Origin of the sequence: Methylobacterium guangdongense (genome assembly GCF_038442355.1) — a bacterium.
GTDB classification, from domain to species: Bacteria; Pseudomonadota; Alphaproteobacteria; order Rhizobiales; family Beijerinckiaceae; genus Methylobacterium; species Methylobacterium guangdongense.
This window is the reverse complement of the sequence record NZ_JBBXMX010000010.1, coordinates 145,745-159,363: the sequence shown is the minus strand read 5'-3', so window position 1 is coordinate 159,363 and position 13,619 is coordinate 145,745. Positions and strand designations below refer to the sequence as shown.

General features: G+C 69.8%; 16 protein-coding genes. 11 read left to right on the top strand and 5 right to left on the bottom strand.

All coding sequences use genetic code 11. The features are described 5' to 3' along the window. The 5 genes from AAHG09_RS19485 to AAHG09_RS19465 all read left to right on the top strand — a co-directional run bounded on the left by AAHG09_RS19485 (position 1) and on the right by AAHG09_RS19465 (position 5,037). Positions 1–1,122, top strand: a complete 1,122-nt coding sequence (locus tag AAHG09_RS19485) for a branched-chain amino acid ABC transporter substrate-binding protein (protein ID WP_342109099.1) — start codon at positions 1–3, stop codon at positions 1,120–1,122. Between the two features lie 394 nt (positions 1,123–1,516). Continuing rightward, a complete protein-coding gene (locus AAHG09_RS19480; RefSeq protein WP_342109098.1) occupies positions 1,517–2,440 on the top strand; it encodes an amino acid ABC transporter substrate-binding protein in 924 nt (307 codons plus the stop codon). Between the two features lie 250 nt (positions 2,441–2,690). Next, positions 2,691–3,413, top strand: coding sequence for an amino acid ABC transporter permease (locus AAHG09_RS19475; protein ID WP_342109097.1), 723 nt, complete (start codon positions 2,691–2,693; stop codon positions 3,411–3,413). Positions 3,414–3,464: 51 nt separating this feature from the next. Next, entirely contained in the window at positions 3,465–4,157 is a 693-nt protein-coding gene (locus AAHG09_RS19470) for an amino acid ABC transporter permease (protein ID WP_342109096.1), read from the top strand. 151 nt (positions 4,158–4,308) lie between these two features. Then, entirely contained in the window at positions 4,309–5,037 is a 729-nt protein-coding gene (locus AAHG09_RS19465) for an amino acid ABC transporter ATP-binding protein (protein WP_342109179.1), read from the top strand. A gap of 49 nt (positions 5,038–5,086) precedes the next feature. On the opposite strand, the gene AAHG09_RS31970 is transcribed toward AAHG09_RS19465, so the two are convergent. The 3 genes from AAHG09_RS31970 to AAHG09_RS19455 form a co-directional block, all read right to left on the bottom strand. Next, complete coding sequence (locus AAHG09_RS31970) at positions 5,087–5,191, bottom strand: hypothetical protein (RefSeq protein WP_412760059.1); 105 nt, start codon at positions 5,189–5,191, stop codon at positions 5,087–5,089. Positions 5,192–5,281: 90 nt separating this feature from the next. Further along, positions 5,282–5,560 (bottom strand): BrnT family toxin, encoded by a 279-nt coding sequence (locus AAHG09_RS19460; RefSeq protein ID WP_342109095.1) that lies wholly within the window; start codon positions 5,558–5,560, stop codon positions 5,282–5,284. 87 nt (positions 5,561–5,647) lie between these two features. Further along, complete coding sequence (locus AAHG09_RS19455; RefSeq protein WP_342109094.1) at positions 5,648–6,667, bottom strand: gamma carbonic anhydrase family protein; 1,020 nt, start codon at positions 6,665–6,667, stop codon at positions 5,648–5,650. Between the two features lie 143 nt (positions 6,668–6,810). On the opposite strand from AAHG09_RS19455, the gene AAHG09_RS19450 reads away from it, so the two are divergent. Beyond that, positions 6,811–7,278 carry a molybdenum cofactor biosynthesis protein MoaE gene (locus AAHG09_RS19450; RefSeq protein WP_342109093.1) on the top strand — a complete coding sequence of 156 codons (468 nt, stop codon included), beginning with the start codon at positions 6,811–6,813 and terminating at the stop codon, positions 7,276–7,278. Between the two features lie 6 nt (positions 7,279–7,284). Here the strand turns inward: AAHG09_RS19450 and AAHG09_RS19445 are convergent, their stop codons facing one another. Next, a complete protein-coding gene (locus AAHG09_RS19445; RefSeq protein ID WP_342109092.1) occupies positions 7,285–7,434 on the bottom strand; it encodes a hypothetical protein in 150 nt (49 codons plus the stop codon). 204 nt (positions 7,435–7,638) lie between these two features. Between AAHG09_RS19445 and AAHG09_RS19440 the strand changes: the two genes are divergently transcribed. Next, entirely contained in the window at positions 7,639–8,784 is a 1,146-nt protein-coding gene (locus AAHG09_RS19440; RefSeq protein WP_342109177.1) for an AI-2E family transporter, read from the top strand. Positions 8,785–8,922: 138 nt separating this feature from the next. On the opposite strand, the gene AAHG09_RS19435 is transcribed toward AAHG09_RS19440, so the two are convergent. Beyond that, the gene (locus AAHG09_RS19435; protein WP_342109091.1) at positions 8,923–10,152 is read right to left on the bottom strand and encodes an amidase; all 1,230 of its coding nucleotides are present in this window, start codon (positions 10,150–10,152) and stop codon (positions 8,923–8,925) included. 109 nt (positions 10,153–10,261) lie between these two features. Here AAHG09_RS19435 and AAHG09_RS19430 point away from each other — a divergent pair, with 109 nt between their 5' ends. From AAHG09_RS19430 to AAHG09_RS19415, 4 genes are all read left to right on the top strand, one after another. Beyond that, complete coding sequence (locus AAHG09_RS19430) at positions 10,262–11,251, top strand: extensin-like domain-containing protein (protein WP_342109175.1); 990 nt, start codon at positions 10,262–10,264, stop codon at positions 11,249–11,251. A 170-nt stretch (positions 11,252–11,421) separates the two neighbouring features. Continuing rightward, positions 11,422–11,883 (top strand): hypothetical protein, encoded by a 462-nt coding sequence (locus AAHG09_RS19425; protein ID WP_342109090.1) that lies wholly within the window; start codon positions 11,422–11,424, stop codon positions 11,881–11,883. A gap of 16 nt (positions 11,884–11,899) precedes the next feature. Further along, positions 11,900–12,562, top strand: coding sequence for a ribonuclease T2 (locus AAHG09_RS19420; RefSeq protein ID WP_342109089.1), 663 nt, complete (start codon positions 11,900–11,902; stop codon positions 12,560–12,562). Positions 12,563–12,619: 57 nt separating this feature from the next. Next, on the top strand, positions 12,620–13,468 hold the full coding sequence (locus AAHG09_RS19415) for a 23S rRNA (adenine(2030)-N(6))-methyltransferase RlmJ (protein WP_342109088.1): 849 nt from the start codon (positions 12,620–12,622) through the stop codon (positions 13,466–13,468). The last annotated feature ends 151 nt before the right edge of the window (positions 13,469–13,619 follow it).

Here is a 13,619-nt window from a genome sequence, read left to right as displayed (position 1 = left end):
ATGAGATCGATTCTGCTGGCCGGGCTCGCCCTCGGCGCCATGATGGCCGGGGCGCAGGCCGCCGACGTCAAGCTCGGCATCGCCGCGCCGATCACCGGTAACAGCGCCGCCATCGGCGCGCAGCTCAAGAACGGTGCGAGCCAGGCGGTCGAGGACCTCAACAAGGCCGGCACCCTCAAGGGCACGACGCTCTCGGTCACGGTGGGCGACGACGCCTCCGATCCGAAGCAGGGCGTCTCGGTGGCCAACAAGTTCGCCAGCGACGGCGTGAAGATGGTGGTCGGCGACTACAACTCCGGCGTCTCGATCCCGGCCTCCGACGTCTATCTCGACGCCGGCATCATCCAGGTCACCCCCGCCTCCACGAACGTGAAGTTCACCGAGCGCGGCATGTGGAACACGTTCCGCACCTGCGGCCGCGACGACCAGCAGGGCGCGGTGGCCGGTGCCTACCTGGCAGATCATTTCAAGGGCAAGAAGATCGCCTTCGTCCACGACAAGACCCCCTACGGCAAGGGCCTGGCCGACGAGACCCTGAAGGCCCTCAAGGCCAAGGGCGGTAAGGACGTGATGTACGAGGGCATCAACCCGGGCGAGAAGGATTATTCTGCCCTCGTCTCCAAGCTGAAGTCCGCCAATGTCGATGTGGTCTATTTCGGCGGCTACTACACCGAGGCCGGCCTGATCCTGCGCCAGATGCGCGACCAGGGCCTGAAGGCGCCGATGATGGGCGGCGACGGCATGGTCGACCGCGAACTCGTGGCGATCGCCGGCCCGGCCGCCGAGGGAACGCTGACCACCTTCCCGCCGGACGCCCGCAAGAACCCGAACGCCAAGGCGGCGCTCGCCGCCTTCAAGGCCAAGAACATCGATCCGGAGGGCTACACCCTCTACTCGTATGCGGCCGTACAGGTGCTGGCCAAGGCGATGGCCGAGACCGGCTCCAGCGACGGCAAGAAGCTCGCCGACTGGCTGCACCAGGGCAAGTCCGTGGACACGGTGGTCGGCCCGATCGCTTACGACAAGAAGGGCGACATCACCCGGCCCGATTACGTGATGTACGAGTGGAAGAAGGGCGCCGACGGCAAGATCGACTACACCGGCAACGAGCTGACGAAGTAACGTCCGGCGGCTCGCCCGTCCCGTCGCCAGTCCGAGGCCGCTCCGCACCACCCTGCGGGGCGGCTTCGTCGTTTGGGGCGCTGTGAATTCGTCGATCTGTATGCGGATACGTCCTCTAGACCCCGTGCGCACGCCTAAGAAGTGTGCATGATGCCGCCGGCGCGAGCGGCGGGCCGGCTCGGCGCCTGGGAGAACGTCATGGGGACGGCAGGGATCGCGTTCGCGTGTATCCAGAGGCGCTTGTCCGCGCCCTGTCGGTATTCGACCGCGTTTGCGCGCGGCCCCTCGGCCCATCTCCCGGCACCATCATTGCAAAGGCGTCGCCCGAGCGGGCGGGCCCGCAGGCCCAGCCGCCAGCCGACACCGTTCGGCCTGATTCAGGAGTTCCGTACCGATGCAGTCTGATATCGCTCGCCGCGGCGTTGCCGCGGCGCTGGGCCTGACCCTCGCCCTCGCGCCCATGAGCCTCCGGGCGCAGGAGCTGACCGGCACCCTCAAGAAGGTGAAGGACGCCAACGCCATCGTCATCGGCTATCGCGACGCCTCCGTGCCGTTCTCGTATCTCGGTGGCGACCAGAAGCCGGTCGGCTACGCGATGGACATCTGCTACAAGATCGCCGATGCCGTGAAGGCCAAGCTCAACCTCCCGAACCTCGAGGTGAAGCTGAACCCGGTCACCTCCGCCACCCGCATCCCGTTGATGGCGAACGGCACGATCGACCTCGAGTGCGGCTCGACCACCAACAACGCCGAGCGCGAGAAGCAGGTGTGGTTCACCAACTCGCACTTCCTGACCGCGACCCGCTACGTCTCGAAGAAGTCCGCCAACCTGCACACGATCGAGGACCTGAAGGGCAAGACCGTCGTGTCGACCTCGGGCACCACGAACATCAAGCAGATCAACGAGGCCAACACGGAGCGCAAGCTCGGCCTGACGATCCTGCCGGCCAAGGACCACGCCGAGGCGTTCCTGATGGTCGAGACCGGCCGTGCCGCCGCCTTCGTGATGGACGACGTGCTGCTCGCCTCGCTGGCCGCCTCCTCGAAGGACCCGTCGGCCTACGAGATCTCCACCGAGGCCCTGTCGAAGCCTGAGCCCTACGGCATCATGCTGCGCAAGGACGACACGGAGTTCAAGAAGGTCGCGGACGACGCCACCGCCAAGCTTTACACGAGCCCCGAGGGCAAGGCGCTCTACGACAAGTGGTTCACGCAGCCGATCCCGCCGCGCAACATCAACCTCAACCTGCCGATGAGCGCGGAGATGAAGAAGCAGTTCACCACCCCGATCGCCAGCCCCGATCCGGCGGCTTACTGAGATCGGTCCACGCAACGACGGCGCATCGCGGGTTCGCCCGCGATGCGTCACGGACGGTCCGAAGCAGACGGCAATCCCACACACTCCCTCATCCTGAGGTGCCGACGCGCAGCGGAGGCCTCGCAGGGGCCCTCCAGGGATCGCGCGGCCGGCTGGAGCCCTCCTTCGAGGCCCGCTGACCCGGGCACCTCAGGATGAGGGTGAGATTGGGAAACACCGGGCTCACACGTTTCATCTCAGAAGCAGCGCGATGAACTACAACTGGAACTGGCGGATCTTCTTCGATGCCTCGCCTGAGGGCAACGGCACCTATCTCGACATGCTGCTCTCCGGGCTCATGTGGACGATCGCCACCGCGCTCTGCTCGTGGATTATCGCGTTCTTCCTCGGGTCGCTGATCGGCGTGCTGCGCACCCTGCCGTCGAAGCCCGCCAACGCGATCGGCACGGCCTATGTCGAGCTGTTCCGGAACGTGCCGCTGCTGGTGCAGATGTTCCTCTGGTACTTCGTGCTGCCGGAGCTGGTGCCGACCCGGCTCGGCGACGCGATCAAGCAGATGCCGGACGCGCCGTTCTACACGGCGGTGGTGTGCCTGGGCTTCTTCACCGCCTCGCGCGTGGCCGAGCAGGTCCGCGCCGGCATCCAGGCGCTGCCGCGGGGGCAGCGCATGGCCGGCACCGCCATGGGCTTCACGACCTACCAGACCTACCGCTACGTCCTGCTGCCGAACGCCTACCGGATCATCCTGCCGCCGATGACCTCGGAATTCCTGAATAACCTGAAGAACACGTCCGTGGCCCTGACCATCGGCCTGCTGGAGCTGACCGCCCGGGCCCGCTCGATGCAGGAATTCTCCTTCCAGGTGTTCGAGGCGTTCACGGCCGCGACCTTGCTGTACGTGATCATCAACCTCGTGGTCGTCACGGCGGCGACCTTCCTGGAGAAGGCGGTCGCCATCCCCGGCCAGCGCTGAGGACAGCCCGCCCCCGATCCCCCGCCAGACGGCCACCGCGAACAGGCGCCGATGCTCTCGAACTTCGATTTCTCCGTCATCGTCCAGTCCCTGCCCTACCTGTTCGGGCAGGGGATGGTCTTCACCGTGACGCTCACCGCCATGGCGGCGGTCGGCGGCGTGATCATCGGGACGCTTCTGGCGATGGCCCGGCTCTCGGGCGTGCCCGGCCTCACCCAGGTCGCCAAGGGCTATGTCGAGCTGTGCCGCTCGCTGCCGCTGGTGCTGGTGATCTTCTGGTTCTACTTCCTCGTGCCGTATATCGGCGCCTACGTGACCGGATCCTCGACGCCGATCCAGGTCGGCGCCTTCCCGTCCGCGCTGATCACCTTCATGGCGTTCGAGGCGGCCTATTTCTCGGAGATCATGCGGGCCGGCATCCAGTCGATCCCGAAGGGCCAGACCGCCGCCGCGCAGGCGCTCGGGATGAACTACTGGCAGACGATGGGCAACGTCGTCCTGCCCCAGGCCTTCCGCAACATGCTGCCGCTGCTGCTGACCCAGACGATCATCCTGTTCCAGGACACCTCGCTGGTCTACGTCCTGTCGCTCACGGACTTCATGGGCGCCGCCTCGAAGGTGGCCCAACGCGACGGCCGCCTCGTCGAGATGTATATCTTCGCGGCGGTCGTCTACTTTGTGATCTGCTTCTCGGCCTCGTTCCTGGTGCGCCGCCTGCAGCGCCGCGTGGCCATCATCCGCTGACCGACACTGGAGACCGCGTATGACCTCGTCCCCGATGCCGGCCCCGACCGCCGCCGAGCCCGCCGTCGAAGCCGCCTATGCCCCCGCGGATGCGGGTCTGCAGCCCGGCCATCTCGTCTCCGGCGTGCCCCAGGCGGCGCCCGGCGAGACGATGATCGCCATCGACAACATCAGCAAATGGTACGGCGACTTCCAGGTGCTGACGAACTGCACCACCAAGGTCGCCAAGGGCGAGGTCGTTGTGGTCTGCGGCCCCTCCGGCTCGGGCAAGTCGACCCTGATCAAGTGCGTCAACGCCCTGGAGCCCTTCCAGAAGGGCCAGATCACGGTGGCGGGCACCAAGGTCGCCGACAAGGGGACCAACCTGCCCAAGCTCCGCTCGCGGGTCGGCATGGTGTTCCAGCATTTCGAGCTGTTCCCGCACCTGTCGATCACCGACAATCTCACCATCGCCCAGCGCAAGGTGCTGGGCCGCAGCGCCGAGGACGCCAAGAAGCGCGGGCTCGACCTGCTCGCCCGGGTCGGGTTGGGCGCCCACGCCACGAAGTTTCCGGGCCAGCTCTCGGGCGGTCAGCAGCAGCGCGTGGCGATCGCCCGGGCGCTCGCCATGAACCCGGTGGTGATGCTGTTCGACGAGCCGACCTCGGCGCTCGACCCCGAGATGGTCGGCGAGGTGCTCGACGTGATGGTGGAACTCGCCAAGGAAGGCATGACCATGATGGTCGTGACCCACGAGATGGGCTTCGCCCGGAAGGTCGCCGACCGGGTGATCTTCATGGATCGCGGCGAGATCGTCGAGGACGCCAAGAAGGAGGACTTCTTCGGCAGCCCCCGATCCGAGCGGGCGCAGACCTTCCTGTCGAAGATCCTGCAGCACTAACCGAGGCAATTCGGTCAGGAGCGCTGGCCTATCACCGGCGCTTCGCTTTCTAAACCGTCCGCTCCGTCGCGAGGCCCGCTGCGAGAACCTCGCCCAGGCGGACCTGCCAGCCGGGACCGCTCGCCTGATAGCCCGCGATCACGTCGGGCGGCAGCCTGAGGGTGACGAGCTTCCTGCTGGCCTCCGATCGCGGGCGATGGCGGCCTGAATTCGGGCCTCCGCGGCGTCGCTGATGGGACCGGCCTTACGCGTCGTCATAGAGGCTCCTCTCCCTTCGACTGGCCGGACGGAGGCTGATTGCCGAGACGGCCTGCGTGCAGAGTGGCGCGAACACGCGGGCGCGCAGATGTCCGTCGAGCCATCCAATGGCGATGAATCGCGCTCGGCCATCCGGCCCCGGATAGGTCGGAACGACGAGCGTGCTGTCCCACGCGAAGCGATCGCGGGCATCAAGGACATCGAGCCTCTGACCCGCCGGCTCCGGGAGCAGGTCGATCGCGCGCTTCCGCTCGTCCCAGACCATATGCACGGTTATATCGTAGCTACAGTATAGACCGGCTGCAGGAGGCCGGATGGCCCTGCATTCCGCGCCGGACGAGCCCCCCGGTCTCTAACCCAACGCCTCCTGCGCCGCCCGGTACTCCCGTCCGTGCCGGCAATAGCCCTCGACGATGCGGATCATCGTGGCGCGCTTCTCGGCATCGAGCGGCGCGAGGATCCGGGCCGGGCGACCGCCCCAGAGATAGCCGGCTTCGAGGATCTGACCGGGATCCGTGGTGGCGCCGGCGGCCAGCATCACGTCGTCGGCGATCAGGGTGCCGGGGGCGATCGCGGCGCCGATCCCGATGAGCGAGCGGGCGCCGATCCGGCTGTCGGCGATCCGCACGTTGTGGGCGATCGTGGTGTCGCGCCCGATCACCACGCCCTCGCCGCGGGTGCGGATCACGGTGTTGTCCTGAATGTTGGTGTCGGCGCCGATCACGATCGGCCCGGCCTCGGCATTGAGGTCGCAGCAGAACAGCACCGTCGATCCCGCGCCGAGGCTGACCCGCCCCCGCACGCTCGCGGTGCGGGCCACGAACACGCTGGGCTCGACCTCGGGCGGCTCCCCGGCGGGCGGGGTGGGCCCATCGCCCATCCGCTCCCGCAGGCGCTCGGCCCGTTCGGCGACCTCATCGAGGCCGACCGGCTGCTTCGGCCGCGCCGGGCTTCCGGCATAGGCGTAGCCGCCGGCCAGCTGCGCCCGCGGGAAGACGGTGGAGCCCGCCTCGATCACCGCGCCATCGCCGATCTCCGCGCCGTCGAGGATCACCACGTCGTCTTCGATCACCACATCGGAGCCGACCGTGCAGGCATGCACGACGCTGTTGCGCCCGACGGTCACGCGGTCGCCGACCTGCGTGCCCCGCGCCTGGGTGGCGATATGGACGGTGGAGCGCGGGCCGAGCCAGAATCGTTCGCCGAGGATGACGCTCTGCCCATCCGCGCGGATGACCGCGTCGTCGCCGATCCAGGCCTGGGCCCCGAGACGCGCCGCGCCGATCACCGTGCTGCCGCGTCCGCACCAGACGGGCCGGCTCGCGAAGTCCGGCAGGACGCCGTCGTAGGGCAGGATCAGATCGGGGGTCACACGAAAATCCTTCTCCACCGCCGGCCCGGGGGCTTCCGTCCCGGGCCCGGTGGGGCGCGGCAGACCGTGTCATATAGTGGCATGACCCGATGTGACAGGCGGGGGGCTGGCCGGGGCCGTCGCCGACCCCTATGGACCGCAGCATGAGCGCGCCCGACCCGAGCATCGCCATCCAGGCCGAGCCCTTCGACACCGCGGCCGAGATCGCCCGGATCAACGCCGATCTCGGCGGCCGGGCCGGCGCCGTCGTCACCTTCTCGGGCCTGTGCCGAAATGAGGGCGGCCGCTTGGCGGCCCTGGAACTCGAGCACTACCCCGGCATGGCCGAGGCGGAGCTGTCCCGCGTCGCCGCGGAGGCGGCGGCACGCTGGCCGCTCCAGGCCGTGCGGGTGATCCACCGCTACGGGCGCGTGCGCCCGGGCGACGGCATCGTGCTGGTGATCACGGCGTCCAGCCACCGGGTCGCCGCCTTCGAGGCGGCGAGCTTCCTGATGGACTACCTCAAGACCCGGGCGCCGTTCTGGAAGCGCGAGCACCTCGCCGACGGCACCATCGGCGCCTGGGTCGAGGCCACCGCGCAGGACGACGCCGCGGCCGAAAGCTGGCGCTGAGCGCCCCTACACGATCAGCGCGTTGAGCAGCACGGCGAGCGCCCCGCCGGCGATGGCGATACCCATCAGGACGACGCTGCTGAGCTGATCGGCGCCATCGACCGTGTGGCCGGGGCCGAGGGAACGGACCGGGGTCTCGCCGTAATGGTCGCTCATCGCGGGTCTCCTGTGGGGGCCGGCGCCTCGATCGGCCGGACAGCCGCAACCAACGCGCGAAAGGCCCTCCGGTCCCATCCCGGATCGGGTCGAGCGCGGCTGTTCCACGCGGACAGGGCTGACCTCCCTGCACACATCCCGCGCTGCACGCACTTGACCCCGGTGGAACCGCGGCGTTCGTGGGACCGCGTTGCGGGAGTGATGATGTCAGACGGGAAGCTTCAGGAACTCAAAGGCCCGGTCGGGCCCTGGCGCGGTACGGCTCCGCTCGCCGCCTCCGGTATCGCGGTGGTCTGCTTCGCGGCGGCACTGGCGCTGGCCTGGATGTCGGTGGGCACGCTGCTCCTGATCTTCGCCGGCGTGCTGCTGGGCGTCTTCCTGGATGGCCTGACCCGCGGGATCGGCCATGTCCTGCCCCTGCCCCGGGCCCTGCGGCTCACCATCGCCAGCCTCGCGGTGGCGGTGGCCGCCATCGGCTTCGGCAGCTACGGCGGCGCCACGATCGTGCAGCAGGGGCGCGACCTCGGCACCACGATCAAGGATCAGGCCGGCACGGTGACGGGCTGGCTCTCCGAGCGCGGCATCGACGTGCCGTCCTTCGCGCCGCAGGGGGGCGCCAAGGACGGCTCGACGGAATCGGGACAGCGGGAGGGCGGGCTCGGCGGCCTCGCCAACGGGCTCCTGAAGGGCAGCAGCTCGATCGTCTCGGATGCCGGCAGCGTGCTGGGCCCCGCGGCCGCGGTGATCCTCGGCCTGTTCGACGCGCTGGGCAACCTCCTGGTGATCGCCTTCCTGGGGCTCGCCTTCGCGGCCGACCCCAAGGCCTACCGGGACGGCGTCGTCCGCTTCGTGCCGCCGCAGAAACGCTGGCGGGCGTCCCAGGTCCTCGACGGCGCAGGCGAGACCCTGCGGCACTGGCTGTTCGGCCAGTTGATCATCATGGCGGTGATCTTCCTGTGCACCTGGGCAGGCTTGGCCTTCCTGGGGATCGGCGGCGCGCTGATCCTCGGCCTTCAGGCCGGCCTGCTCGCCTTCGTGCCCACGGTCGGACCCCTCGTGGCCGGCCTCGTGATCGTGCTGGCCGCCCTCGCCTCGGGCACCAAGGCCGTGATCGGCGCCGTGGGCGTCTACCTCGCCGTGCAGTGCCTGGAGAGCTACGGCCTGACGCCGTTCATCCAGAAGCGCGCCCTCGACATCCCGCCGGCGACGATCTTCGCCGGGCAGCTGATCCTCGGCGTCATCTTCGGGCTCTGGGGCATCGCCCTGGCGCTGCCGCTGATGGCGGTGATCAAGGTCCTGCTGGAACAGCTCTATGTGGAGGACACCCTCCACGAGCAGCCGAGCACGTAAGGTCCCGGTTTCGAACGGGCGAGCCCTTTCGTGGGTGCAGGGCAAGGCCCTGCCGGGTTCGGGCGGAGCCCGATTGTCGGGGCTGCGCCCGAGCCCCGCCAAAAGGGCTCGCCCTTCGGGAACCCCCGATGTGGCGTGCTAGCGCAGGGCGTCCTCGATCATCCGGGCCACCGCCAGAGCGCGTCCGTCGTCGCCGAAGCGGCCGATCACCTGGACGCCGATCGGGAGCCGGTCGCCCGGCACCGGCACGTTCACGCAGGGCACGCCCATCAGCGTCCAGAGCTGGTTGAACCGCGGATCGCCCGTCGAGGCCAGCGTCGCGGGGGCCGGCCCCGGGGCCGAGAACGTCAGGATCGCGTCGTAACCGGCGAACAGATCCTTCAGCACCCGCCGGGCCCGGTGGGCGTGGCGGCGGGCATCGTCATACGCGGCCGGCTCGATGGCCGCGCCGGCATCGAGATGCGCCCGGACGAGGGGCGGCAGGGCTTCGGCCTGCGTGTCGTATTCCCAGGCGAGCGCGAGCCGGCCCTCGTAGTTCTGGATGAGCCGGTGGCGCTCCCAGGCCTCGGCCAGCGCCTGCGGAAGCGCGAGATCGGTGACCTGTGCGCCGGCCCGTTCGGCCGCCTGCCGGGCGCGTCCCAGGGCGGCCTCGGCCGCCGGCTCGGGCGCTGCGGCGAAATCCTGCCGGACGAGGCCGATGCGCGGCGCGGATCCCGTCTCCGCCCCCTCGATCTGTGGCCGGCCGGTCACAAGCGCCAGGGCGTGGGCGACATCCGCGACGCCGGCGGCGAACAGGCCGACCGTGTCGAGCGCCCACGAATAGGTCTTCACCCCGACGGTCGGGATCAGCCGGAAGGACGGCTTCACCGCCGCGCAGCCGCAATAGCTCGCCGGCCGGATCACCGAGCCCGCCGTCTGCGTGCCGAGCGCCAGCGGCAGCAGCCCGGCCCCGACCGCCGCGGCCGAGCCCGCCGACGAACCACCCGGCGTGTGGCCGGGATCGTGCGGATTGACCGTCGCGGTCGGGTCGCTGCTGGCGAAGGCCGTGGTGGTCGTCTTGGCGAGCGCCACCGCGCCGAGGCGTTTCAGCCGCGCCACCACGGCCGCGTCCCCCCGCGGATGCCAGCCCTGATAGATCGACGAGCCCATCTGGGTCGGCAGGCCAGCGCTGTCGATGATGTCCTTCACGCCCACCGCGATCCCGGCAAGCGGCCCCGTCTCCGGAATCGCGGGCGCCGCATCGAGGGTGACGAAGGCGTGCAGCTCCGGCTCCCGGGCAGAGATCGCCGCCCGGCAGAGGTCGATCGCGCCCGCGGGCGAGAGGGTGCCGGCATCGATGCGGGCGCGGAGGTCGAGGAGCGAAAGCATTTTGTATTCAGTGCTCCGGAAGGGGGATCTGTCAACAGAGCCACAGGGCGGCGCATTCCGGAAACGCCGTTGACGAACGCTTTACGCGACCGTGCGCATCGTCCGGGTCATGTGGCGTGGCGTATCCCTGTTATCGGCCCTGGCGCTGTTCGGCGCGGGGCTCACCGCGTGCTCGATCAACCATTTCGAGCGGCGCGAGCCGTGGCGCGATCAGGCGGAGCAGGTCTGCCTGGCCAAGAAGCTGGTGGAGCCCACCGAGTTCATCACGCCGGTGGCGGCGATGGACGGCCCGGGCCCCTGCGGCATGCAGCAGCCGTTCCGGGTGACGCGGCTCGGCGGCGGCTCCGTCATCCTGAAGCAGCGGATGACGCTCGGCTGCCCGGCGCTCGCCGAGGCCGAGGCATGGCTCGCCGACACCATACAGCCCGCCGCCAACCTCTATTTCGGCGTGCCGGTGGCCGAGATCAACGCGGGCTCCTATTCCTGCCGCGGCCGCAACAACCAGCCCGGCGCCAAGCTCTCCGAGCACGGCTTCGGCAACGCCATCGACCTGATGTCGGTGAAGCTCGCCGACGGGCACGTGATCACCGTGAAGGGCGGCTGGCGCGGCACCGAGGCCGAGCAGGGCTTCCTGCGCGAGATCTTCTTGGGGGCCTGCCAGCGCTTCACCACGGTCCTGGCGCCGGGCTCGAACGTGTTCCACTACGACCACATCCACGTCGACCTCGCCCGGCACGACCCGCGCGGCCTGCGGCGGATCTGCAAGCCGCTGATCAAGTTCACGCCGCAACTCGGCACCGAGGGGGAACGACCCCTGTCGCGTCCTGTCCCGCCGCCGCGCCAGCCCGCCGCCCCGCAGGCCCCGGTGGATATCGAGGAGGACGATCCCCGCGGCGTCTCGCCGATGTCGCGGGCGGCGAGCCCGACGCAGGTCGCCCGCGCCCCGGCGCGTGTGCCGGCGGCCACGGCCTACACGTCGGCGCCGCCGGTCCGGCCCGCGCCGCACGTCGCGACCGCGCTCCCGGAGGAGCCCGGACAGAGCGACGACGAGCCGCTCCAGCTCGGCGCGCCGACGCCCGGCACCGGGCCGATCTACTGAGAAAAGATCACGCCGTGATGCGGATGCCCCGGGCGACCAGCGGATCACTGTAGCCGCCGCGCCGCACCGGAGTTCAAAACCACCGCCGAATCGCTGCCGGAGCTTGACTGGCGGCGCAGCCGAGCCATCGTCCCGGGATGCAGGACCGTACATCCGCCGAGGCCCGCGCCATGCGTTCGATCCGTCACGGCCTCGCCCTCGGGCTGGCCCTCATCGCCCTGGCTCAGCCGGCGCTCGCCCGCTCGGCGCGCGAGGATATCGAGCCCGCCGAGGAGCGGGAATTCCCGTTCGACGCGCAGATCCCCGGCTGCCAGGATCCGTCGGTGCTGGAGCGGGTCTCGACCAACTTCGCCGAGAAGGAGGCCAAGTTCTGGAATTCGTCGATGACGATCCTGTCCTTCGACACGATCGAGCGCACCGCGTGGCGCCCCTGGGGGCTCGACACCTATCCGCGCCGCTTCTGCACCGCGACCGTGACGACCTCGGATGGCGTGCGCCGCAAGGTCGACTACTCGGTGCGCGAGAGCCTCGGCATCATCGGGGCGACCTGGGGTGTCGAGTTCTGCGTCCACGGCCTCGACCGCGATCTGGCCTACGCCTACGCCACCGCCTGCCGGATGGCGCGCCCCTGACGGCACGAGCCTGACGATGCGCGCTCAGGCCGCCTGCCTCGCCGCCCTGCTGCTGACCGGGCCGGCCGTCGCTCAGGACTACGGCGGCTTCGCCCGCCGCGGCACCCCCGGCGAGTTCGACTTCTACGTGCTGGCCCTCTCGTGGTCGCCGAACTACTGCGCAAGCACGGGGGACCGCCGGGACGACGTCCAGTGCGCCCCGGGCCGCGGGCTCGGCTTCGTCGTCCACGGATTGTGGCCGCAATACAGCCGGGGCTACCCGGAGAACTGCTCCGCGGTGGTGCGCGCACCGACCCGGCAGGCGATCGAGGTGGCCGGGCAGGTCTATCCGAGCGAGGGGCTCGCCCGCTACGAGTGGCGCAAGCACGGCACCTGCTCGGGCCTCGACCCGGCGGCCTATTTCGCCGCCGCCCGGGACGCCCGGCTGGCCGTGACGATCCCCGACACCCTCAAGGGCGGCGGCCCGGCCCAGACCCTGGCGCCGATCGAGATCGCCCGGCAATTCGTCGCCGCCAATCGCGGCCTGCGCCCCGACATGATGGCGGTCACCTGCACGAGGGGGCAGCTTCAGGAGGTCCGGATCTGCTTCGGCAAGGATCTGAAGGGCTTCACCCCCTGCCCCGAGGTCGCCCGCGGCAATTGCCGGGCGCCGGAGATCACCCTCGACGCCGCGCGCTGAGTTTTTTCGGCTTCGGGCGCTGGACCCGGGCCGCCGGATCCGCTTCACCGCGCTCTCATGAACTATCGCCACGCCTTCCACGCCGGCAACCATGCCGACGTGCTCAAGCACCTCGTCCTCGCGCGGGTGCTCGACCATCTGTGCCTCAAGGACAAGCCGTTCCGGGCGCTCGACGCCTTCGCGGGCGTGGGCGTCTACGACCTCACGGCCGACGAGGCGTCCCGCACCGGCGAGTGGCGGGACGGCTGGGGCCGGATGGACGCGCCCTTCGCGCCCGCCGTGGAGGCGCTGCTCGCCCCCTACCGGGCCGCGGTGGCGGCGGTGCAGGCGCGCTACGGCGCGACCGCCTATCCTGGCTCGCCCGCCGTGATCCGTGAGGCCCTGCGACCCGGCGACAAGGGCGTGTTCGTCGAGCTGCACCCGGCCGACGCCGCGACGCTGCGCGAACGCTACGAGCGCGATCCACGCACCAAGGTGATGAGCCTCGACGGCTGGACCGCGGTCAACGCCCAGATCCCGCCCCCTGAGCGGCGCGGCCTCGTGCTGATCGACCCGCCCTACGAGGTTCCGGGCGAGATCGAGCGGCTCGGTGCTCATCTCGCCCGGGCGGTGGCGAAGTGGCCGACCGGCGTGTTCCTCGCGTGGTATCCGATCAAGGATGCCGCCGCCCTCGATCGGATGATCCGGGAACTCGATGCCGCCCTGCCCCGACCGGCCCTGCGCCTCGACCTGCTGATCGACCGGCCCGACGATCCGACCCGGCTGACAGGCAGCGGGCTGATCGTCGTCAACCCGCCCTGGCGCCTCGCCGAGGAGGCCCTGCTGTTCCTGCCGGCGCTGGCCGAACGCTTGGCCCGGCAGGACTTCGGAGGGTTTCGCTGCGATCCGATCGGCGCCAGTGCCTGAGACGGCAGCATTCACCCGCCCGCGGGAAGCTGTTTCCCGTTCGTGACGAACAGAAGTCTCGGCTTCCGATATTCTCGTTGCCGCAAAGACACATTCGGCCGGACACCGCTCGCAGCGATGTGAAAGTGCACAAAAACTATGCAACTGCCAT

What these genes read in the sequence shown, in the direction of transcription:
- AAHG09_RS19485 (WP_342109099.1), top strand. Translation starts at nt 1, where the DNA reads ATGAGATCGATTCTGCTGGCCGGGCTCGCCCTCGGCGCCATGATGGCC.
- AAHG09_RS19480 (WP_342109098.1), top strand. Translation starts at nt 1,517, where the DNA reads ATGCAGTCTGATATCGCTCGCCGCGGCGTTGCCGCGGCGCTGGGCCTG.
- AAHG09_RS19475 (WP_342109097.1), top strand. Translation starts at nt 2,691, where the DNA reads ATGAACTACAACTGGAACTGGCGGATCTTCTTCGATGCCTCGCCTGAG.
- AAHG09_RS19470 (WP_342109096.1), top strand. Translation starts at nt 3,465, where the DNA reads ATGCTCTCGAACTTCGATTTCTCCGTCATCGTCCAGTCCCTGCCCTAC.
- AAHG09_RS19465 (WP_342109179.1), top strand. Translation starts at nt 4,309, where the DNA reads ATGATCGCCATCGACAACATCAGCAAATGGTACGGCGACTTCCAGGTG.
- AAHG09_RS19460 (WP_342109095.1), bottom strand. Translation starts at nt 5,560, where the DNA reads ATGGTCTGGGACGAGCGGAAGCGCGCGATCGACCTGCTCCCGGAGCCG.
- AAHG09_RS19450 (WP_342109093.1), top strand. Translation starts at nt 6,811, where the DNA reads ATGAGCGCGCCCGACCCGAGCATCGCCATCCAGGCCGAGCCCTTCGAC.
- AAHG09_RS19445 (WP_342109092.1), bottom strand. Translation starts at nt 7,434, where the DNA reads ATGAGCGACCATTACGGCGAGACCCCGGTCCGTTCCCTCGGCCCCGGC.
- AAHG09_RS19440 (WP_342109177.1), top strand. Translation starts at nt 7,639, where the DNA reads ATGTCAGACGGGAAGCTTCAGGAACTCAAAGGCCCGGTCGGGCCCTGG.
- AAHG09_RS19435 (WP_342109091.1), bottom strand. Translation starts at nt 10,152, where the DNA reads ATGCTTTCGCTCCTCGACCTCCGCGCCCGCATCGATGCCGGCACCCTC.
- AAHG09_RS19430 (WP_342109175.1), top strand. Translation starts at nt 10,262, where the DNA reads ATGTGGCGTGGCGTATCCCTGTTATCGGCCCTGGCGCTGTTCGGCGCG.
- AAHG09_RS19425 (WP_342109090.1), top strand. Translation starts at nt 11,422, where the DNA reads ATGCGTTCGATCCGTCACGGCCTCGCCCTCGGGCTGGCCCTCATCGCC.
- AAHG09_RS19420 (WP_342109089.1), top strand. Translation starts at nt 11,900, where the DNA reads ATGCGCGCTCAGGCCGCCTGCCTCGCCGCCCTGCTGCTGACCGGGCCG.
- AAHG09_RS19415 (WP_342109088.1), top strand. Translation starts at nt 12,620, where the DNA reads ATGAACTATCGCCACGCCTTCCACGCCGGCAACCATGCCGACGTGCTC.